The organism is Aeromonas sp. QDB23 (genome assembly GCF_027707745.1).
GTDB lineage: Bacteria > Pseudomonadota > Gammaproteobacteria > Enterobacterales > Aeromonadaceae > Aeromonas > Aeromonas allosaccharophila.
The window spans coordinates 1-19,908 of record NZ_JAPCJA010000054.1 but is presented as its reverse complement, the minus strand read 5'-3'; the positions used below and the strand labels follow the sequence as shown (position 1 = coordinate 19,908).

Here is a 19,908-nt window from a genome sequence, read left to right as displayed (position 1 = left end):
AATCCCAGGTCGTTTAGCTCAGCTGGGAGAGCACCTCCCTTACAAGGAGGGGGTCACTGGTTCGATCCCAGTAACGACCACCATATTTGTAGTGAAAAGCGTAAGAAAAAGCTGAAATCTGTAGCAATGTTTCAGAGAAAAATCCCCACTCAGGTGGGGATTTTTTTTTGCCCGCAATTCAGTACTTCAACATCTTCAGTTGCTGTCGTGACGAGCCGAACGCCAGCTTTTATCGTGCCACACCGCCACACCGCCACACCGCCACACCGCCACATCGCCACATCGCACCTCCTCTACTCTGCTCTGCCGAGATTGCCCGACTGCACTCATGTCCATCGTGATGCTGCTCATGTGAATGCCAGCCATAAAGCAAACCCCAGCAATAAAAAGGGCAGGCCAAGGCCTGCCCGCAAGGGTGCGTAAATCGTTACATGATCCCGCGGATCAGGATCCCGCTGATCAGCAGCGGCGCCACCACGCGCCAGCACCAGAGCAGTGCCAGACGCAGGGCGGGTGACAGGCCCGCAGGCAATATGGCATCACCCAGTCGCCAGCCCAGCAGCAGGGTCAGCACCAGCCCAAACAGCGGCATCATCAGGTTGGAGGTGAGGTAGTCGAGCAGCTCGAAGATGGTTTTGCCAAACAGGGTCAGATCGCTCCATGGACCGAACGACAGGCTCACCGGAATGCCGGAGGCCATGATGAGCAGGGTCAGTACCCGGCAGGCGCCACGACGCGACCAGCCCCACTCCTCGGTGGTGAAGCGCACCAGATGCTCCAGCATGGAGATGGAGGAGGAGAGGGCGGCGACCAGCAGCAGCAGGAAGAAGACCACCCCCAGCCCCTGACCGAACGGCAGATGGCTGAACACGGCGGGCATGGTCATAAAGGTGAGACCTGGGCCGGCAGTGGGATCGATGCCGGTAGAGGCCAGCGCGGGGAAGATCATCAAGCCCGCCAGCACCGAGATGATACTCGCTAGGGTGACCACCCAGACCCCGGAGCGTACTACCCCTTCGCTATTGGGCAGGTAGGCGCCATAGGTAGTGTGTACCCCGAGCCCGATGGAGAGGGAGAAGAAGGCCAGCCCCAGCGCGTCCAGCACGCTCTGGCCGGTCAGCATGGAGAAGTCTGGCAGCAGCAGCTGGCGCACGCCCGCCATGGAGCCCGGCATGGAGAGGCCAACCCCCACCAGCAGCAGCATCATGATAAACAGCGCGGGCATCATCCAGCGCAGCGCCCGCTCCACCCCCTTCTGAATGCCCCCCTGCACGAACCACCAGGTGAGACCTGCGAAGATCAGATGGGTCAGCACCGGCCACCAGGGGTTGCTGACATAGCCGTTGAACAGGGCGGTCAGCGCACTTCCCTCGCTCAGGTTGAGCTTGCCTGCCATCGCCAGCGCGGCGTAGCCCACGGTCCAGCCACCGACCACGCTGTAGAAGCTGTAGATAAAGAAGCCGCAGAGGATCCCCATATACCCCATCCAGCGCCAGTTCGGCCCCACCAGCTTGCGGAAGGCACCGAGCACCCCGCGCTGGCTATGGCTGCCGAGCAGGGTCTCCCCGACCTGCACCGCTACCCCCAGGGTGAAACTGAACAGCAGAAACACCAGCAGGAAGGCGCCACCGCCATTGGTGGCGGTCACATAGGGAAACTTCCAGATGGCACCAAGGCCAATCGCGGTGCCTGCTGCGGCCAGCACATGACCAAGACGGGAAGACCACTGAACCTGGCTCATACAACCTCCGGGTAACACGACATCGAAGCAATACTCCTGAGTAGCAATAAACGACAGACAACAAAAAGGCCGCCCGAGGCGACCTTTGCAATGAACATTCAGAAAACTGTGCGTGCAGGGTCACCTCTCTTGCGAGCTAAAAAATCGACCAAACAGCACGAGGATGGAAGACATGGGGTGACAGCCTGAAAACGAGTGAGGGAACAGCCTAAACCATGGAAAGAATAATTGACACATAAAATAAAAAATTTTTATGTGGGCAGCTATCACCACACTTCCACTGCGTACCACTCGATGGACAAGCCTCTCGCCGGGCTGCATCTTTTCTACCCAGTGGCTATTTACTGGGCGATAATCGTCAAAGCTTCTTATGGAACTAGTGGCCACCACATGGCGCTGACGGGATAAAAAATATGACAGGATGTCGTATGAGATGGATGGTGTTGCCCTGGTTGCTGGCCTGCCTGAGTGTGTCGGCACAGCCCGGGCTCACGCTGCTCAGCCACGATTTACCCCCCTTTACCGAATACCGCGACGGCAAGCTCGACGGATTTGCCATCCGCCTGATCGATGAGGTGCAGCAGGAGCTTGGCACCCGCTATCCGGTGCGAATTTACCCGCTCAAGCGGGCGCTGGCGCTGGCGCGGGTCGAGCCCGGCTATGGCCTGTTCGTGGTTCAGCGACTCCCGGAGCGGGAGTCCCATTTCAAATGGGTGGGGCCACTCTTTATCAATCGGGTGTTTATCTATCAGGTGCCCGGGAGTCGCCACCCGCTGACTTCGCTGGCCCAACTGCGGGATCTGCCCAGAGTGGGCGTGGTATTGGGCAATGCCGATGATGTGCGGTTGACCCACGAAGGGTATACCAATCTGGTGCACTACCAGACGGCCGCCGAGGCGATAGATCGGCTGATGCTGGGCAAGATCGATGCCTTGCCGATGGCGGAGCTGGTGATGGATGCCACCCTCGACAAGATGGGGCTATCCCGTCGCAGCGTGGCCAGCAGTGGCGTGCTGCTTCATCAGGCCGGTCTCTATATCGTCTTCTCCAGGGGGACGGATGATGCCGAGATCACCCGCTGGCAGCATGCCCTGGATGCCGTCAGAGCGGCACAGGGGCGGGCCGGTGGGCCCGCCCGCGAAGAGTAACCGTCACACCAGACCGCGCACCAGGATCCCGCCGATCAGCAAGGGGGCAACCCAGCGCCAGCAGTTCATCAGCAGGTGATTCCAGTGGGCCGACAGCCCGTGCGGCAATGCCTTGCGTCCCAGCTTCCAGCCCAGCAACAACGTCACCATCAGGCCGAACAGCGGCATCATCAGGTTGGATGTGACAAAGTCCAGCAGCTCGAAGATGGTTTTGCCAAACAGGGTGGCGTGTTGCAGCGGGCCAAACGACAGGCTGACCGGAATACCGTTGAGCATCACCACCGCCGTGATGGCGCTGCAGGCCGTTCGGCGTGACCAGCCCCAGGTTTCGCACAGGAAGCACTGCAAATGCTCCAGCAGCGAGATGGCCGAAGAGAGCGCCGCAAACACCAGCAGGGCGAAGAAGATCACCTCAAGTACCTGACCGAACGGCAACAGCTGGAACACCGCTGGCATGGTCATAAAGGTGAGGCCGGGTCCGGCGGCCGGGTCGATACCGGTCGAGGCCAGTACCGGGAAGATCATCAGACCCGCCAGTACCGCCACCATGCTGGCCAGCAGCACCACCCAGAGGCTGGAGCGACCGACCCCTTCGCTGGTCGGCAGATAGGCACCGTAGGTGGTGTGAATGCCAAGACCGATGGAGAGCGAGAAGAAGGCCAGCCCCATGGCGTCGAGCACGCCGGACATCCCCAGCTTGCTGAAATCGGGCATCAGGAAGTGACGCACCCCCTCCATCGCATTGGGCAGGGTAAGGCCAAAGGCGACCAGCATCAGGATCATCAGGAACAGGGCCGGCATCATCCAGCGCAAGGTGCGCTCCACCCCTTTTTGAATGCCCCCTTGCACCACCATCCAGGTGAGGGCGGCAAACAGCAGGTGGGTGAGGATGGGCCAGACATCCCCGCTGACATAGTCATTGAAGCGGGCGGTGAGGGCCGCCGCATCACCATGGTTGAGATCGCCGGAGATGGCCATGCCGGTGTAGCCCAGGGTCCAGCCGCCCACCACGCTGTAGAAGCAGTAGATGAGCAGGGTAGAGATCACCCCCATTACCCCAACCCAGCGCCACTGTTTGCCGAGCAGTTCGGAGAAGGCGCCCACTACCCCGCGGCGGCTCATGCTGCCGAGCAGGGTCTCCCCCATCAGTACCGCCACCCCCAGCGTGAAGCTGAACAGCAGAAACACCAGCAGGAAGGCGCCGCCGCCGTTGACGGCGGTGACGTAGGGGAATTTCCAGATTGCGCCGATACCGACTGCGGAACCCGCTGCGGCGAGGATGTAGCCGAGTCGGGATGACCATTGGGACTGCTTCATAAGAACTCCAATCGAGCGCCCCTTGTCGGGGGCAGAATGGCGCTCATGTTACGGAGGTCGCTGCGCAATCACTACGACTGTTATCAGGCAAAAATGCGATTTATTGGCATGATTGGCTAATTTGATTCTGTTTTTTGCCCAATCCTGCCACCAAATAAAAACCGGAGCACTATTGCTCCGGTTTGGCCTCTGACAACTGCTCGTCTGCTGGCTAAATCACCCCCAGCTCCCGCAGCCGCTCCATCAGATAGCTGTGGGCGGTATGGCGCTCGGAGAGCACCACATCCGAGCGCGGATGGAGGAACAGCGGCAGCGAGATGCGCGACTTGGCGGCACTGCCTCCGGTCGGGTTGATGACGCGGTGGGTGGTGGAGGGGTAGTAGCCGCGAGAGGCCTCCTGCAGCATGTCGCCGATGTTGATGATGAGGGTGCCAAAGTCGCACGGCACATCCATCCACTCGCCATCGGAGCCCTTCACCTGCAGCCCCGGCTCGTTGGCGGCGGGCAGAATGGTGAGCAGGTTGATATCTTCGTGGGCGGCGGCGCGGATGGCGCCCGGCTCCTCGGTGCCATCGAACGGCGGATAGTGCAGCACCCGCAGCAGGGTCTTCTGGCTCTCTTCGATCATCGAGGAGAGGGGGCAGCTATAGTGAGCGGCGATATCGGCCGGGGTGTACTGCTCGACCCAGCCCAGCAGCTCGGCGGCCAGACCGTTGGCGAGGCGGTAGTACTCCATCGCCTGCTCTTTCAGCTCTTGTGGCATCTGGCCCCAGGGGTAGAGGTGGAAGTACTCCTTGAGGTCTTTCTGGCTATGACCCTTGGCCACTTCGGAGACCGACGGCGGGAAGTAGCCATCCTGAGTCTCGCGGTTGAACAGGAAATCCTGCTTCTGCTCACTCATGAAGAAGCGATACCAGTTGTCGTAGATGGACTGCACCAGCTCTTTCGGAATGGGGTGGTTGGTCAACACGCCAAAGCCTGTGGTTCGCAGGGATTCGGTGAAGCGTTGGGCCGCATCGGGTGAGCGGTAATCGACGGTCAGGACTTTCATTGTTTTTGTTGCGCGCCAGTTAAAAGATGGCGCAGTTTACCTTGCGCCTGATAACAAGGAAAGCGGGTTGGCTGCCCCGTCTGGCACAGCCTCAAATAGTGACAAAAACATCAAAAAAACAGCGCCAATCCGCGCGGGCGCACATCCCTTGTTATGGCCTTTTATCCTCTCTAGAATGCTGGTCACTGTCTTTTCTGGAGTCTGTTCATGTCCCCCAAAATCCTGTTGCTGACCCTGCCGGTATTGCTGGCGGGATGTAGCTCCCTGTCAGAAGACGAGTGCCGCACCATGAGCTGGTACAACCTGGGTTATCAGGATGGATCGGAGGGCAAAACCCGTCAGGCGACCCGCGATTACGTTTCGTCTTGCAGCGAGTATGGTCTCAGAGTGGATGAGGCCGAGTGGAAACGGGGCTACGACAAGGGGCTGGAGCTTTACTGCATTCCCGAGCTGGCCTACAGCAAGGGCAAGGAGGGGCAGGAGTACCGCGGGGTGTGCCCCAACGATGCCAGCTTCCTCAAGCAGTATCAGCGCGGCTATGAAGAGTACAAGCTGGCCGCCCGCTTGCAGGAGATCAGCGACGAGCTGGAGCGTACCGAGCGGGATATCGATGCACTGGAGCGCAGCATCCGCAGCGAAACCAACACGGAACAGCGCGACTATTATCGGTCCAAGCGCAACCGCGCCATTCGCCACTACGAATCCCTGCGCTACGAATACAACCGTCTGCGTTACCCGGATCGGGTGATCCAGTTCTCCTTCGGCGGTTAAGTCCCTCCATGGCCAGCCAGCGTGCTGGCCATGTTGCATCTTGTCAGATCAGGGCAGAACCCAGCGCTGCAATGCCAGTGCGATGCCATCTTCGTTGTGGTCGGCGGTGACCTGGTCGGCATGACTCTGGATCTGCGGGGCCGCATTGCCCATGGCGACCGCCAGCCCCACCTGTTCGAACATGCTGATGTCGTTGTTGTTGTCACCAAATGCCACTACCTGCTCCATCGCAATCCCTTCACTGGCCGCCCACTGGGCCAGCCGGTTGCCCTTGCTGCAACCCGGCTGCACCAGCTCCACCGCATAGGGGGCCGCCCAGTCACGGGTAAAGGGCATCTGCTCTACCACCTCGCCCATAAAGGCGTGCAGGCGAGCCGGATCCTGATTGAACAGCTCCAGCTTCCAGACCGGGTTGTCGAGCCAGCCAGCCAGCTCCTCGACCGGGTGGATGGCAATTTTGAGGTGCGCTGGTTGATTGGCCGACCAGCTACGGATGCGGGTGACATGCTCCTCGCAGCCGATGTAGCCGATCCCCTCGCTCAGGTGAAACAGGGCCCCCATCTGCTGCGCCTCGACCGCGTCCAGCAGCTCGGCGAGCGGGGCAACCGCCAGCGGGTCGCCGCTGAGGATCCGGTTCTGCACCGGATCATAGAGATAGGCGCCGTTGCTGCAGATGAGAGGGGTATCGAGCGCCAGCTCGTGGTGGAAGGGGCGCGCCGTCATGTAGTGGCGCCCCGTGACCAGCAGCACCTTGATGCCGTGGGCGCGGGCCTGCGCCAGTGCCGCCCGGGTGGCCGACGAGATCTTGTGATCCCGGGTCAGCAGGGTGCCATCCATATCGAGCGCGATGGCCTTGTACTCACTCATAGCTCCTCCAGCATCGAACAAATCCGCAAAGAGCTTTACCGTCCCAGACCCGGCGCCCCGATGCAAGTCTTGCCCGCGGCCGGAGCGCCGAACTGTGATCCCTTCGTGGCTCAGACGCCACTGGCCAGCAGCTGGCGGCGGTCGGCACGGCGGCGCAGCAGATAGAAACCGGCGGCGCTGGCAAGGGAGCAGAGGGTGGCGAGATAGAAGGGCCACTCGGTACCGACCATCAGCACCAGACTGCCGAACAGCACCGCCAGGATCTCGCTGCCCACCGCGAGAGCGCGGTAAAGCCCCATCGCCTGTCCCTGCTGCTCGGGGTGACTGCGGTTGGAGATCGCCACCGAGGTGGCCAGCTCCCCCAGACTCATGCCGATGCCAGCCGGAACGAAGGTGAGCGCCAGTCCCCACCAGTGAACGGGCAGGATAAAGAGCAGCATACCGGTCGCCATCACCAGATGGCCGATGATGCCGAGGGAGCTGCCGCGCCAGTGATGGGCGATGCGGGATCCGAGCCAGGAGCCCGCCATCATGGGCAGGCTCACCAGCACCGCCGCCTGCGCCAGCTGGGCCGGATCCCAGGCCAGCCGCTCCACCAGCCAGATATTGAAGTAGGTAAAATAGAGCTGCACGGCGCCATAGCTGATCAGGGTGAGCGCGAAGTAGGGGAGCAGGGCCGGTTGCAGCAACAGCTGGCGGCTGGAGAGGGTCGCTGCCTGGCTGGTGGAGGCCACAGGCGGGCGATGGGGGACCAACCAGTACACCAGCAGCAGGTTGAGCAGGGTCATTCCTACCGCCAGCCAGGCGGCCAGACTGTAATCCCCCGAGATCACTGCGGCGTAGCCTCCGATCATCGGCCCCACTACCCAGCCCTGGTTCATGCCGATGTTGATCCAGGCGAAGCTGCGGGCCTTGTGCTCCTTGCCGGCGAGATCCGCCGCCATCGCCTGCACGATGGCGATGTTGCCGTTGCACAACCCCTCCACCATCCGGCTGAGCAGCAACAGGGGGAGGGATCGCCAGGCGATACCGAGTGCCATCAGGGCATAGCCTGCCAGCACCCCCGCCAGCGAGAGCAACAGCAGTGGCTTGCGGCCGTAGCGATCGGAAAGGCGACCGAGCCATGGGCTTCCCACCAGCTGAAACAGCGGATAGAGCCCCATGATGACCCCCAGCCACACCTTGCGGCTCCAGTCGGAGGCTTCCGGCGTCAGCATGCCGTGGGCCGGATCCAGCAGCAAAGGAGCCAACACCGGGGAGGGGAGGCTAAAGCCTGCGACGGCCAGCGTAACTGTCATGACCAGCACCCAGAGGGGGTTTTTGTGCCCGTGTTTCTCCATGTTGCACCCATTAAGTAAAGTTATTGGTTTATTTATGCTGGTTCATAGACGGGATTAAGTAAAGTGAATTGTTGATTTAATAAAGGGTGATCCTCATAATGAGATCATGAACGCAAGCACCGACAAGATCCTGTTTCTGCTCAAGAGTCATGGCCCGCAGAGCGCCGCCGCGCTGGGGGAGCAGTTGCAGATGACCTCCATGGGCGCCCGCCAGCACCTGCTCGCACTGGAGCAGGAGGGCTGGGTCACCTTCAGCGACGAGGCGCGCGGGCGCGGTCGTCCCGTGCGGCTGTGGCAGCTCACCGAGCAGGCCTGGCAGCGCTTCCCCGATAGCCATAGCGATCTGACCGTGCAACTGATCGACAATGTGCGCGAGCTGTTTGGCGAGGAGGGGATGGAGCGGCTGATCCTGCAGCGGGAGCAGCAGATGCTGGCTCGCTATCAGGAGGTGCTGGGGTCGCATGGCCTCTCTGGTCGGTTGGCACTCCTGAAGGAGTTGCGCACTCGCGAGGGCTATATGGCGGAGATCCGCCGCGAGGAGGATGGCAGCTGGCTGCTGTGGGAGAGTCACTGCCCCATCTGTGCCGCTGCGCGTACCTGCCGAGGTTTCTGTCGCAGCGAGCTGGCGCTGTTTCGCCAGCTGCTGGCCCCGGCGACGGTGGAGCGGGAGCAGTATCTGCTGGAGGGGGCGCACCGTTGCCTCTATCGCATCACGCCGCCCGCGCTCTGATTGCGCCAAACGCCCAAAAACAACAAAGCAGGCGCCGGGATGCCTGCTTTGTTGCCTTCGGGGAGGGGGTTCTCTCGTTCCAGCCCGTCGTTTCCCGATAAGGTAAGACGGCTGATGGGGCTCTTGACCCGGTAAGGTCCTTCACCGCAGAGACCCGGTCAGGTATCTGCTTTGCCACCGGAAGATGTAACCATAGTATCCCTCCCGTACCGGTGAGTGGTTGCAAACTAACCACTTTTTTCGGTTGTTTTTGCAATAGTTCACCCTTAATCTAGGAAAAGTGGATTAGTCATTGCAACGAGGAAGGGTAAATGCTGAAACTTGATCGCATAGACAGACATATTCTCGAGCTGATGCAGGAAAATGGTCGCATCAGCAATCTGGAGCTGGCCGAGCTGGTAGGGCTCTCGCCGTCCCCCTGCTCCCGCCGGGTCAAGGCGCTGGAGGATGCCGGTCTCATCGACACCCACGTTACTCTGCTCAACGCCCGCCAGCTTGGTCTCACTCTCACCGCCTACATTCACATCTCCATGGACCGACACACGCCGGAGCGGTTTGAAAACTTCGACCGTGCCATCAGCGAGCTGCCGGAAGTGCTGGAGTGTGACCTCATCACCGGCAACGATGCCGATTACCAGCTCAAGGTGGTGGTACGCGACATGGAGCACTACCAGCACTTCCTGCTGGACAAGCTGACCCATATTCCGGGGGTGACCGGGGTGCGCTCCAGCTTCGTGCTGCGCCGCATCAAGCACAAGACGGCGCTGCCGCTCAACCATCTGGGGTGAGTCATCCTGCGCGGGATGGCGGTCGGTCTGGGATATGACTGGCAGCCGCTTCTCTTTGCGGATTTGAGCTCGCGCAAACAGCCAAACGCCCATATAAACAGAAACGCCCATATAAACAGAAAGAGGAGGCCGGTGGCCTCCTCTTTCTGTTATGCGGTATTGGTTAGCTGGCGCCGAAATCAGACGCTGACCTGGCTGATGTCTTCCACCTGCAGCAGCCAGCCGGTCTGCTCTTGCTGCGGTTCGCCGCTGACCCGCAGTCGCTCACCGGTCGGCACCCACTGCCCTTCAGGCAGGGAGACCAGCAGGCTCTCGCTGCCGTTGTCGAACAGCCAGCGATCTTCGCCCAGCGATTCAATCAGATAACCTTCCATCTCCACTCTGGACTCGGCTTGCCAGGATGGCGCAACGGAATCACGGCTCTCGATGAAATCCCCCTGAACACCAAAACTGGCTAGCCCCCACAGAATGGAGAGCCCGACGAGTGATGTCTGCATCTTGTCTCTCCTCTTTTTGGAACTGTGCTGTTGGAACTGTAGGGCCAGTATGGGAACAGAAAACTGAGCGCACCATGAACAAGGTGGCAAAGTGCAGGCGAGATCGCGAAAAAATCCGGCCAACTGGCCGGTTGTGTCATTTTATGGTGTCTGGATCACACTATTTGGCGGCTTCTTCTGCCATCCGTTCGGCTCTTGGCTTATTCGTCCACATGGCTACCCCGCGATGATCCTGGCAGATCCCCTCTGCCACAATGGCGCGAACCCGGGTGCCATCTTTGCATATGGCCTGCCAGGCGTCGGCATCATCGATGGTGAGCGAGTCGGGCGGCGGAATGGTTTGGCAAGCCGTGAGCAGCAGGGTGCACAGGGGTAGCAATTTTGTCATGGCTGACTCCTCGGGGTCTCGGGGCGATGGTGGGTTGGGAGGATAGGGATGGCCTCGCCATTGGGGCTTCGCTCCCCAGCATCTGTGATAACCGGTTAATGGGCAAGGGGTACTGGCGGGCGTTGAAGCCGATCAGCCGGGGCTTGCCCTGCGCCCTCCTTCGGCCTAAGGTGAGGCCGTTTTTACTGCCTCATTGAAGGAGCGTTTTCATGTCCACTCTCTATCCCCGCGTCGGTGTCGGCGTCATCCTGACCAATGCTCAGGGCCAGGTGCTGCTTGGCAAACGCAAGGGGAGCCACGCCCCCTACTGGTCGATCCCGGGCGGTCATCTTGAAGTGGGGGAGAGCTTCGAGTCGGCGGCGATCCGCGAGGTAGCCGAGGAGACGGGATTGCAGATCCACGGGCCCGAGGTGGTGGCGGTGACCAATAATCTGGAGACCTGGCGCGAGAGCGGACTGCACTATATCTCGGTCACCTTGCTGGCACAGGCTGAGGGTGAGCCGCAACTGCTGGAGCCGGAGAAGTGCGAAGGGTGGTTTTGGTGTGACCCGCACGCGCTGCCCGAGCCCCACTTCGATGCCAGCCGCCAGTCCATCGCCTGCTGGTTGGCGGGGCGCTGCTACTTGCCGAGTGAGGTGCCAATGGTGTCGGCCGAATCAGCCTGACTGTCATAAAACGATCATCGTGCTGTCATAATATCTCCTCTCCATCGGGGGAAGAGGGATGAGGGAGAGGAGCGTGGGACAGGTATTTATTCAGTTTTTGTGGTTGGGATGCATCAGTTTTGGCGGCCCGGCTGCCCATATCGGCTTTTTCCAGCGCACTTTCGTCGAGCGGCTCGGCTGGCTGACGCAGGCCGAGTTTGCCCGGTTGCTGGCGCTGTGCCAATTGCTGCCGGGGCCTGCCTCCAGCCAGCTCGGCTTTGCCATCGGTCGCCATCGCGCCGGTCTGGGCGGGGCGCTTTGTGCCTTTATCGGCTTTACCTTGCCCTCCTTCCTGTTGCTGCTGGCGGCAGCCGTCGGCGTGGGCTTGCTGGGCAACAACCTCTGGCTCGATGCAGCCCTGCACGGCCTCAAGCTGCTGGCGCTTATTGTGGTGGCCGATGCGGTGCTCACCATGAGTCGCCAGTTCTGCGCCACGCCGCTGACCCAAGGGATCATGGTTGCGACCGCGGCCGCGCTCTGGTGGCAGCCCGGCTTGCTGACCCAACTGCTGATGCTGGCGGGAGCGGCGCTGATCTGCGCTCGAAACCAGCAGGGGGTGAGTCGTTTGCACGCTACCGCCGAGCCGTCTTCAGCCACTACCCGTCATCCTCACTGGCCGACCCTGCTGCTGTTTGCCGCCCTCTTTATTGGCCTGCCGCTGCTCGGCGGCCCTCTCGGCACGCTTGGCCAGCTGATTGCCGACTTCTATCGCGCCGGTAGTCTGGTGTTTGGCGGTGGTCATGTGGTGCTGCCGTTGCTGCAAGAGAGCGTGGGCCACACCCTCAACCAGCAGCAGTTTCTGACCGGTTACAGTCTGGCGCAGCTGGTGCCGGGCCCCATGTTTACCCTCGCCACTTATCTCGGCGCCCAACTGCTGCCCGAGATGCCGCTGCTCGGGGCCTTGTCGGCGACCCTGGCGCTCTTTGCGCCCGGCTTTCTGCTGCTCTGGGCGGTCGGTCCCTGCTGGCAACAGTGGCTGACCCAACCCCGTCTGGCGGGTGCCGTCATTGGCATCAATGCCGCCGTGGTGGGCTTGTTGCTGGCGGCGCTCTATCAGCCGGTGTGGCAGAGCGCGGTGCTGGCACCGACCGATCTGGCGCTGGCGGCCATCGGCTTTTATCTGCTGCGGGTGGTGAAGTTGCCGGTGCCGGCCATCGCGGCCCTGCTGGTGATGGCCACCATCTTGCTGGCGTGACGCCGGTGAAAGCACGATAAAAAAACGGCGCCTCCATAATGGAGGCGCCGTTTTTATTGCGATGGGTCAGCCGCTTAAGCGTCGGGATCGAAATCCAGACTCAGGCTGTTGACGCAGTAGCGCTGGCCAGTCTCGGTCGGGCCGTCCGGGAAGACGTGGCCGAGGTGAGAGCCGCACTGGCGGCAGGTGATCTCCACCCGCTTCATGCCGTGGCTGCTGTCTTCGGTGTAGTTCACCGTCCCCTCGATGGCCTTGTCGAACGAAGGCCAGCCGCAGCCGGAATCAAACTTGGCTCCTGAGTGAAACAGCACGCTCTTGCAGCAGACACAGAGGTAGTCACCGCTCTTGCGATTGTGGAGCAGGGCACCGCTGTAGGGTCGCTCGGTGCCCTTCTCCCAGCAGACGTGAAACTGCTCGGCGCTCAGCTTGCTGCGCCACTGTTCCGGGTTGTTACTGCTCATACCGACTCCTTGCCATCAATCACGGGGCCCAGCATAGCGGCTACCCAAAGCTGACTCCAGTATGCCTGTTATGGTTTGCCCGCATTTGTGATCGAGGTGGCAGCCATGTCCGCACCGGACGCAGGGAGAAGCGCCTGCTGTGGTGGTTGGGCATCCTGCGCCGTGCTGGCCAGCGCCACCCGCTCCAGCAGCTTGAGGGAGTGGGCGCGACCGACCGCCACCTGCCGTTTGATGTCATCGGGCAGGAACGGCAAGCCGTCGTTGGTGGCGGTGTCGATGGTCTGGATCCACTCCAGCCCTTCCCCCGGCGGCGGCAGGCGGAACTGGATGTCGTAGTCGCTGGCATTGAACAGCACGTACCAGCGCTCGCCGACACAGTTGATCATGCCGATATCCATGGCAAATGCCTGCCCCATGGGGGCGTGCCAATCCTGATCGGTGAGCTGGTGGCCATCCGGGTGATACCAGTTGACCTGATGGCAGTTGGGCGTCGCACCGTTCCAGCTGTCATCGCTCAGTTGCAGGTTGGAGAAGACGCACGACTCCGCCCGCAGCGCCATCATCTGCTGGGTGAAGGCGAACAGCCGCTCGTCCTCCGGCCGCCACTGCCAGTTGACCCAGCTGATCTGGTTGTCCTGACAGTAGGCGTTGTTGTTGCCTAGCTGGCTGCGACCCATCTCGTCGCCGGCGAGGAAGTGGGGGGTGCCTTGCGACAGCAGCAGGGTGGCAATCAGATTGCGCTTCTGTTGCTGGCGCAGGCTGTTGACCCGCGGATCCAGAGTCGGCCCCTCTACCCCGTGGTTATAGGAGAGGTTGTTGCCGTGGCCATCCCGATTGTCTTCACCGTTGGCCTGGTTGTGGCGCTGGTTGTAGGAGACCAGATCCTCCAGGGTGAAACCGTCGTGATAGCAGAGGTAGTTGACGCTGGTGTGGGGCGAGCGCCAGTTTTTCGGGAAGATATCCCGCGATCCGACCAAACGGGTGGCAAAGTCCCCCATCTTGCCCGCATCGCCACGCCAGAAGGCGCGCACCGTGTCGCGATAGCGGTCGTTGATCTCCTGCCACTGGCTCGGGAACTGACCCAGCCGGTAGCCAAAGGGGCCGATATCCCAGGGTTCGGCGATGAGCTTGACCTGTGACAGCACAGGATCGGCCATCACCGCCTTGAAGAAGGCACCCATCGGCTCGAACTCGCCGGCCTCCCGCGCCAGCGTCACCGCCAGATCGAAACGGAAGCCATCCACCTGCATCTCGGTGACCCAGTAGCGCAGGGCATCGAGCACCAGCCGCAGTGTGTTGGGGTGATCCAGATTGACGCTGTTGCCACAGCCGGTCACGTTGGCGTGACGGGTGTAGTCCGGGCCGTGAGGGCCCGCTTCGAACGCGTAGTAACCGGCGTTGTCAAAACCCTTGAACGAGAGGGTGGGGCCGTCGAAGCCCGAGGCGGCGGTGTGGTTGTAGACCACATCCAGAATCACCTCGAGCCCTACCCGGTGCAGCTCGCGCACCATGGTCTTGAACTCGGTCACCGCCTCATCCGGCTTGGTGCTGTAGCGAGGCTCCGGGGCGAAGAAGGCGATGGGGTTGTAGCCCCAGTAGTTGGTCAGTCCCAACTGTTCCAGTCGCGGTTCCGACATGAAGGCTGCCACCGGCATCAACTGCACCGAGGTGACGCCGAGACTCTTGATGTGCTCGATGACCAGCGGGTGGCTGATACCAAGGTAGGTGCCCTGCAGCGCTTTGGGGATCCCCGGGTGCTGCTTGGTAAAGCCCTTGACGTGGGTCTCGTAGAGGATGGTGCGGGCCGGGCTGATCCCGGGCTTGCCGATGCCTTGCCAGTCAAAGCCGTCATCCACCACCACCGACTTGGCAATCATCCCGGCACTGTCCCCCTGATAGAGGGCATCATCCCAGTAGGTGGGACGGCTGAGTGCCTTGGCGTAGGGGTCGATCAGCAGTTTTTGCGGATCGAACAGCATCCCCTCCTGCGGGGCGCCATAGACCCGATAGCCGTAACGCTGACCCGCCTGCATGCCGCGCACGTAGCCAAAGCGATACTGGCCACGGCGGCCGGGCAGCTCAAGTCGGGTTATCTCCTGCTCCTGTTCATCGAACAGGCAGAGCTCCACCTTGTCCGACTGGGGGGCCCAGACACAGAAGTGGCAACCGTTCTCGTCAAGGCGGGCCCCCAGCGGGTAGCCCACCCCTTTTTCCATTACAAGCATCAAGACTCCTGTTTGATGAACAAGGTCGCCAGCGGCGGCAGATCCAGCACTATGCTGTGCGCCATCCCCTGCCAGGGGGTCGGCTCGGCAGCGAACACCAGACCCACATCATAGTTGCTTCCCCAGTAATACTCGCTGTCGGTGTTGAGCACTACCCGATAGTGGCCCGCAGCAGGGACGCCGACCCGATACTCGAGACGGGGCACTGGGGTGAAGTTGCACGCTACTACTATGGCCTGCTTGCCCTCTTTGTCGGCCCGCAGCCAGGCAAAGATGCTGTTGTCGGCATCGTTGTGATCCAGCCAGCGGAAGCCGATCTGCTCATAATCGGCCTGATACAAGGCGGGCTCATGACGGTAGAGGTGGTTGAGATCGTGGATCAGGCGCTGCTGACCGGCATGCTTGGGATATTGCAGCAGATGCCACGGCAGCTGGGCATCGTGGTTCCACTCGTTGCTCTGGGCGATCTCGGTGCCCATGAAGTTGAGCTTCTTGCCCGGGTGGGCATACATGAAGCCCATGTAGGCGCGCAGGTTGGCGGCTTGCTGCCACTCGTCACCGGGCATCTTGTAGAGCATGGAGTGCTTGCCGTGCACCACTTCGTCGTGAGAGAGCGACAGGATGAAGTTCTCGTCATAGTGATACACCATGGAGAAGGTCATGTCGTTGTGGTGGTAGCGACGGTGGATCGGCTCTTTCTGCATATAGGTGAGGGTGTCGTGCATCCAGCCCATATTCCACTTGAAGCCAAAGCCGAGGCCGCCGAGGAAGGTCGGACGGGAGACCCCGGCAAAGGCGGTGGACTCTTCGGCGATGGTCATGGCGTGGGGATACTTGCCGTAGACCTCCTCGTTGGTCCACTTGAGCAGGCTGATCGCCTCGTAGTTGTGGTTGCCGCCATCGACGTTCGGTACCCACTCGCCCTCGTTGCGCGAATAGTCCAGATAGAGCATGGAGGCGACCGCATCCACCCGCAGGCCGTCGATATGGAACTTGTCGAGCCAGAACAGGGCGCTCGCCACCAGGAACTGGCGCACGGTGTCGCGGCCGAAGTCATAGATGTAGGAGTTCCAGTCCGGGTGCCAGCCACGGCGCGGATCTTCATATTCGTAGAGCGGGGTGCCGTCAAAACGGGCCAGCCCGTGAGCATCGGACGGGAAGTGGGCGGGCACCCAGTCCAGAATGATGCCGATGCCGGCCTGGTGACACTGGTCGACGAAGTATTTGAAATCATCAGCCGTGCCGTAGCGGCTGGTGGGGGAGAACATGCCCACCGGCTGGTAGCCCCAGGAACCGCTAAAGGGGTGCTCGGAGACCGGCAGCAGCTCGATATGGGTGTAGGCCATCTCCTTGACGTAGGCCACCAGCTCCACCGCCAGCTCGCGCCAGCTCAGGCTGTCGCCATTGGGGTGACGCTTCCAGGAGCCGACGTGCAGTTCATAGATGGAGAGCGGCTGCTCGCGCTTGTCGTTGTGCTGGCTGGCGATCCACTCGGCATCCTGCCACTGGTACTGGGCGTGGTCATATACCACGGAGGCGAACGACGGGTACTGCTCGCAGTAGAAGCCGACCGGATCGCTCTTGTGGGGCAGACGATGACCTGCGGGATCTTTCAGTTCAAACTTGTAGCGGTCCCCCGCCTTGAGGCCCGGCATAAACAGCACCCAGTGACCGCAGAGACTGCGCTGCATCGGGTGGCGACGGCCATCCCAGAAGTTGAAATCGCCGATCAGGCTCACGGCGGTGGCGCTCGGCGCATAGACCGCAAAACGCACCCCTTCTACCTGCTGGCCGAGATGCTCCACGGTGCGCAGCTGGGCGCCAAGGGTGTGGTAGAGATTTTCCGGCTGGGCGGTCAGTTCGGCCAGGCCAGCCCAGGCGGCATCCTGAAACTGATAGGGGTCGATGACCTCGGTGGTAGCATCTTGGTAGCTGGCGAGCAGCTGATAGGGGAAGGGGTTTTTACGGCGGGTGAAAACAGTTTCAAAAAGACCCGATTCATCGGTGGGCGCCAGGGTGGCAACAACCTTGCCCGACTTGAGATCCTTGACGCGAACTTCGAGGGCATCAGGCAACCAGGCGGTCAGTTTGAGGCCGGGCCCATCCGGATTGGCCTGCAGGCCTAAGTGAGAGAAGGGATCGGAACAGCGGGCAGCAACCAAACGTTCAACGAGCATCGAGATTTCCTTTCATGACAGAGCATCCACTCCGGCCGGGGCCGGAGTGGATTTAGGTGAGAGTGCTGTGAGAGACAGCGTCTCAACGACTGGCCTCATCACGGGCCTGGCTCATCTTGCCGGCCAGCGCCTTGAGTGCCTCATTGGCAAAAATATCTTCCAGATCGGCAGAGAGCTTGCGGCGCCAGTTGGGGTATTCGTAACTGGTGCCCGGTACGTTGACCGGCTTGTCCATCTCCAGCCAATCTTCCAGCTGGGTGCTGAACAGGGCGCAACTGCCGCGGGACATGTGGATCTGCAAACCGTGATTGAGTTCGGTGTTCATGCCGACCCAGTTCACGTCATGACTGATGTTGTCAGAGATGACCTTGTGGGCATGCAAGCTGTCGAGGATCCGCTGTTTCGCCTGGTGGCGATCAGCATACAGGGTCTTCAAGACATCTTCATCTGGATACAGACCCAGTTGACGGCCCAGCGCCAGATCGTCGCAGTGCCAGAACCCTTTCAGGGTTGGCATGTCGTGGGTGGTCAGGGCTGACATCGCCTGCTCGGTGTAGTGAGCCGGGGAGATGAAGCCGCCATCGGCCTTGGAGCGTTCGAAGAAGAACACCTTGTAGGAGTGAACGCCGTTCTCTTTCAGAGTCACGTCGATCCCCTCCGGCACGGTACCGAGATCTTCGCCGATCAGCAGGCACTGGTTGCGGTGGGATTCGAGCGCCAGAATGCCCAGCAGATCGTTGACCGGATAGTAGATGTAGGCGCCCTTGGCGGCTGATTCTCCGGGCGGTACCCACCACAGGCGCAGCAAGGCCATCACGTGGTCGATGCGCAGTGCGCCGCAGGAGCGCATGTTGGCACGGAACAAGTCCACCATCGGCTGGTAGGCCGCTTCAAACAGCTTGTTCGGGTTCATCGGGGGCAGGCCCCAGTTCTGACCGAGCGGGCCGAGTACATCGGGCGGCGCGCCGACCGAGGCTTCCGGGCAGTAGAGATCCTGGTTGGCCCAGATCTCGGTGGAGCCTTCGGAGACACCCACCGCCAGATCCCGGTAGATCCCCATCACCATGCCGGAGGCCTTGGCGCGGGCATCGGCTTGCGCCAGCTGCTCGTCAGCCAGGAATTGCAGATAGAGGTAGAAGTTGACATCTTGCGGGTGCTCGGCCATCCAGGCGGCAACGGCAGGATTGTGGTAATCGCGCAGCTCCTGCGGCCATACCGGCCAGCCCCAGGCGTTTTCGCCCTTGGCATAGAAGTGGGCTTGCAGGGCATCGAAGGCCGCTTGCTGTTGCAGGCTGTCGCCACCGGCGGCCACGAAGGCATCAAAGGCGGCCTGACGCTCGGCGCCAAGGCTCGCTTCGTCGAACACCTGACGCAGCATGCCGAGTTTGGTCTGGATCACGCCGGTGTAATCGACGTTCTCCTTGGCGCGCAGATCGGCCAGATGCTGCTGGAAGGCAGGGCTTGCCACTTCCGCTTTCAGGCGATCGTTCTGCTGGAATTCGGGCACCGCTTCCACATTGATGTAGGCCACGTTGAGCCAGCGACGGGAAGAGGGGCTGTAGGGACTGGCGCTCTCCGGATTGGCCGGATAGAGGGCGTGAATGGGGTTGAGGCCGACGAAGTGGGCACCCCAGGTGGCCGCTTTCTCGACCAGCTGGCCCAGATCGCTGAAATCACCGATGCCCCAGTTGTGGCGGCTGCGCAGGCAATAGAGCTGCACGCTCGGGCCCCATACCTTGCGGCCATCGGCAATCGGCGGCTGCTTGTAGCACGCCTTGGGCGCAACGATCAGGCGCATGGTGGCCAGCGGCTCGTCATTGCCCTCTTCCAGCAGCACCAGCTGGTGATAACCCAGCTCCGGGGCCATCTCCAGCGTGACGCGATAAGCCTGGCACTCCATCTCTTCAAATTCGGCGACGCCGACCAGCTCACCCTCGATGGGGGTGAATTGACCGGACAGCACAGCACCCTGCTCCTGCTGGAGCTGCCAGGTGAGGGCATCGTTGACGAATTCGATGGGGAGGCGAACTTCAAGGGTAACGGCGTCGCCGGTGCGAACCACCATCACAGGATCCAGCGCCCGCAGCCAGTGCTGGCGATGCTCCTCTTCCAGCTGCTGCACCAGAGCGGCCTCGTCATCGACGCGGTAGCCCATGGCGCCCAGCATGGCGGCCTTGCTCTCTTCGGATACCTGGGCCGGGTGGCCCCAGGCATCGACATACTCGCTGGCGATACCTTTTGCGGCAGCCAGCTGTTCAATCAGGGTGGTCATAGTTTGAGAATTCCCGCTGTGGATTCTATCTATACTATTTTGATTAATTTTTATGGGTGGTACTTGAACAGTGGCTCTTTGGCCATGCTAAACCGCGCACATTTTTACATATCTATCATCACGGTTGTGTGACCGAGTAGGCACTATTGTTGATATCTGGGTAATCCCCCCATTTTTTGGAGCACTCAAAAGTAGAGGTCATGCGGCCTGTGCCAAGCGCTGTTTCGGCGTGTAGC

General features: G+C 61.2%; 18 protein-coding genes and 1 tRNA gene. 7 read left to right on the top strand and 12 right to left on the bottom strand.

Features of this window, described 5'->3' with window-relative positions; genetic code table 11:
- Positions 1–7 precede the first annotated feature (7 nt).
- Positions 8–83 (top strand) — tRNA-Val (locus PG888_RS18800).
- A 112-nt stretch (positions 84–195) separates the two neighbouring features.
- On the opposite strand, the gene PG888_RS18795 is transcribed toward PG888_RS18800, so the two are convergent.
- Both PG888_RS18795 and PG888_RS18790 read right to left on the bottom strand, forming a co-directional pair.
- The gene (locus PG888_RS18795; protein WP_270694015.1) at positions 196–351 is read right to left on the bottom strand and encodes a hypothetical protein; all 156 of its coding nucleotides are present in this window, start codon (positions 349–351) and stop codon (positions 196–198) included.
- Between the two features lie 76 nt (positions 352–427).
- Entirely contained in the window at positions 428–1,741 is a 1,314-nt protein-coding gene (locus PG888_RS18790; RefSeq protein ID WP_042656374.1) for a sodium-dependent transporter, read from the bottom strand.
- Between the two features lie 428 nt (positions 1,742–2,169).
- On the opposite strand from PG888_RS18790, the gene PG888_RS18785 reads away from it, so the two are divergent.
- Positions 2,170–2,889, top strand: coding sequence for a substrate-binding periplasmic protein (locus tag PG888_RS18785; protein ID WP_111807033.1), 720 nt, complete (start codon positions 2,170–2,172; stop codon positions 2,887–2,889).
- A gap of 3 nt (positions 2,890–2,892) precedes the next feature.
- On the opposite strand, the gene PG888_RS18780 is transcribed toward PG888_RS18785, so the two are convergent.
- The gene (locus PG888_RS18780) at positions 2,893–4,206 is read right to left on the bottom strand and encodes a sodium-dependent transporter (protein WP_111807035.1); all 1,314 of its coding nucleotides are present in this window, start codon (positions 4,204–4,206) and stop codon (positions 2,893–2,895) included.
- 211 nt (positions 4,207–4,417) lie between these two features.
- Positions 4,418–5,257 (bottom strand): isopenicillin N synthase family dioxygenase, encoded by an 840-nt coding sequence (locus PG888_RS18775; RefSeq protein ID WP_270694013.1) that lies wholly within the window; start codon positions 5,255–5,257, stop codon positions 4,418–4,420.
- 207 nt (positions 5,258–5,464) lie between these two features.
- Between PG888_RS18775 and PG888_RS18770 the strand changes: the two genes are divergently transcribed.
- Entirely contained in the window at positions 5,465–6,028 is a 564-nt protein-coding gene (locus PG888_RS18770; protein ID WP_182969768.1) for a DUF2799 domain-containing protein, read from the top strand.
- Between the two features lie 48 nt (positions 6,029–6,076).
- Here the strand turns inward: PG888_RS18770 and PG888_RS18765 are convergent, their stop codons facing one another.
- Positions 6,077–6,895 (bottom strand): Cof-type HAD-IIB family hydrolase, encoded by an 819-nt coding sequence (locus tag PG888_RS18765; protein ID WP_163128947.1) that lies wholly within the window; start codon positions 6,893–6,895, stop codon positions 6,077–6,079.
- A 110-nt stretch (positions 6,896–7,005) separates the two neighbouring features.
- Positions 7,006–8,235: an MFS transporter gene (locus PG888_RS18760; RefSeq protein WP_270694010.1), complete on the bottom strand. Its 1,230-nt coding sequence runs from the start codon at positions 8,233–8,235 to the stop codon at positions 7,006–7,008.
- Between the two features lie 106 nt (positions 8,236–8,341).
- Here PG888_RS18760 and PG888_RS18755 point away from each other — a divergent pair, with 106 nt between their 5' ends.
- Both PG888_RS18755 and PG888_RS18750 read left to right on the top strand, forming a co-directional pair.
- A complete protein-coding gene (locus PG888_RS18755; RefSeq protein ID WP_270694009.1) occupies positions 8,342–8,965 on the top strand; it encodes a helix-turn-helix transcriptional regulator in 624 nt (207 codons plus the stop codon).
- A 311-nt stretch (positions 8,966–9,276) separates the two neighbouring features.
- A complete protein-coding gene (locus PG888_RS18750; RefSeq protein WP_005304871.1) occupies positions 9,277–9,753 on the top strand; it encodes an Lrp/AsnC family transcriptional regulator in 477 nt (158 codons plus the stop codon).
- Between the two features lie 179 nt (positions 9,754–9,932).
- Here PG888_RS18750 and PG888_RS18745 read toward each other — a convergent pair whose 3' ends face one another.
- Together PG888_RS18745 and PG888_RS18740 are read right to left on the bottom strand one after the other, a co-directional pair.
- Positions 9,933–10,250 carry a hypothetical protein gene (locus PG888_RS18745; protein ID WP_042062015.1) on the bottom strand — a complete coding sequence of 106 codons (318 nt, stop codon included), beginning with the start codon at positions 10,248–10,250 and terminating at the stop codon, positions 9,933–9,935.
- 160 nt (positions 10,251–10,410) lie between these two features.
- The gene (locus PG888_RS18740; RefSeq protein WP_270694008.1) at positions 10,411–10,638 is read right to left on the bottom strand and encodes a hypothetical protein; all 228 of its coding nucleotides are present in this window, start codon (positions 10,636–10,638) and stop codon (positions 10,411–10,413) included.
- A 209-nt stretch (positions 10,639–10,847) separates the two neighbouring features.
- Here PG888_RS18740 and PG888_RS18735 point away from each other — a divergent pair, with 209 nt between their 5' ends.
- Both PG888_RS18735 and chrA read left to right on the top strand, forming a co-directional pair.
- The gene (locus tag PG888_RS18735) at positions 10,848–11,303 is read left to right on the top strand and encodes a nucleotide triphosphate diphosphatase NUDT15 (RefSeq protein ID WP_058052555.1); all 456 of its coding nucleotides are present in this window, start codon (positions 10,848–10,850) and stop codon (positions 11,301–11,303) included.
- 73 nt (positions 11,304–11,376) lie between these two features.
- Entirely contained in the window at positions 11,377–12,537 is a 1,161-nt protein-coding gene (gene chrA / locus PG888_RS18730; RefSeq protein WP_270694007.1) for a chromate efflux transporter, read from the top strand.
- A 74-nt stretch (positions 12,538–12,611) separates the two neighbouring features.
- Here the strand turns inward: chrA and msrB are convergent, their stop codons facing one another.
- From msrB to malQ, 4 genes are all read right to left on the bottom strand, one after another.
- Complete coding sequence (msrB, locus tag PG888_RS18725) at positions 12,612–12,998, bottom strand: peptide-methionine (R)-S-oxide reductase MsrB (RefSeq protein WP_058052553.1); 387 nt, start codon at positions 12,996–12,998, stop codon at positions 12,612–12,614.
- A 68-nt stretch (positions 12,999–13,066) separates the two neighbouring features.
- On the bottom strand, positions 13,067–15,223 hold the full coding sequence (gene glgX / locus PG888_RS18720; protein ID WP_270694006.1) for a glycogen debranching protein GlgX: 2,157 nt from the start codon (positions 15,221–15,223) through the stop codon (positions 13,067–13,069).
- A complete protein-coding gene (gene glgB, locus PG888_RS18715; RefSeq protein ID WP_270694005.1) occupies positions 15,223–17,400 on the bottom strand; it encodes a 1,4-alpha-glucan branching protein GlgB in 2,178 nt (725 codons plus the stop codon). The genes glgX and glgB overlap by 1 nt, the downstream gene beginning before the upstream one ends.
- Positions 17,401–17,482: 82 nt before the next feature.
- Positions 17,483–19,672 carry a 4-alpha-glucanotransferase gene (gene malQ / locus PG888_RS18710; protein WP_270694004.1) on the bottom strand — a complete coding sequence of 730 codons (2,190 nt, stop codon included), beginning with the start codon at positions 19,670–19,672 and terminating at the stop codon, positions 17,483–17,485.
- Between the last annotated feature and the right edge of the window lie 236 nt (positions 19,673–19,908).

Coding starts and splice junctions, on each gene's coding strand:
- PG888_RS18785 (WP_111807033.1), top strand. CDS start 2,170: ATGAGATGGATGGTGTTGCCCTGGTTGCTGGCCTGCCTGAGTGTGTCG.
- malQ (WP_270694004.1), bottom strand. CDS start 19,672: ATGACCACCCTGATTGAACAGCTGGCTGCCGCAAAAGGTATCGCCAGC.
- glgX (WP_270694006.1), bottom strand. CDS start 15,223: ATGCTTGTAATGGAAAAAGGGGTGGGCTACCCGCTGGGGGCCCGCCTT.
- msrB (WP_058052553.1), bottom strand. CDS start 12,998: ATGAGCAGTAACAACCCGGAACAGTGGCGCAGCAAGCTGAGCGCCGAG.
- PG888_RS18790 (WP_042656374.1), bottom strand. CDS start 1,741: ATGAGCCAGGTTCAGTGGTCTTCCCGTCTTGGTCATGTGCTGGCCGCA.
- PG888_RS18780 (WP_111807035.1), bottom strand. CDS start 4,206: ATGAAGCAGTCCCAATGGTCATCCCGACTCGGCTACATCCTCGCCGCA.
- PG888_RS18795 (WP_270694015.1), bottom strand. CDS start 351: ATGAGCAGCATCACGATGGACATGAGTGCAGTCGGGCAATCTCGGCAG.
- glgB (WP_270694005.1), bottom strand. CDS start 17,400: ATGCTCGTTGAACGTTTGGTTGCTGCCCGCTGTTCCGATCCCTTCTCT.
- PG888_RS18775 (WP_270694013.1), bottom strand. CDS start 5,257: ATGAAAGTCCTGACCGTCGATTACCGCTCACCCGATGCGGCCCAACGC.
- PG888_RS18760 (WP_270694010.1), bottom strand. CDS start 8,235: ATGGAGAAACACGGGCACAAAAACCCCCTCTGGGTGCTGGTCATGACA.
- PG888_RS18750 (WP_005304871.1), top strand. CDS start 9,277: ATGCTGAAACTTGATCGCATAGACAGACATATTCTCGAGCTGATGCAG.
- PG888_RS18735 (WP_058052555.1), top strand. CDS start 10,848: ATGTCCACTCTCTATCCCCGCGTCGGTGTCGGCGTCATCCTGACCAAT.
- PG888_RS18765 (WP_163128947.1), bottom strand. CDS start 6,895: ATGAGTGAGTACAAGGCCATCGCGCTCGATATGGATGGCACCCTGCTG.
- PG888_RS18740 (WP_270694008.1), bottom strand. CDS start 10,638: ATGACAAAATTGCTACCCCTGTGCACCCTGCTGCTCACGGCTTGCCAA.
- PG888_RS18770 (WP_182969768.1), top strand. CDS start 5,465: ATGTCCCCCAAAATCCTGTTGCTGACCCTGCCGGTATTGCTGGCGGGA.
- PG888_RS18745 (WP_042062015.1), bottom strand. CDS start 10,250: ATGCAGACATCACTCGTCGGGCTCTCCATTCTGTGGGGGCTAGCCAGT.
- PG888_RS18755 (WP_270694009.1), top strand. CDS start 8,342: ATGAACGCAAGCACCGACAAGATCCTGTTTCTGCTCAAGAGTCATGGC.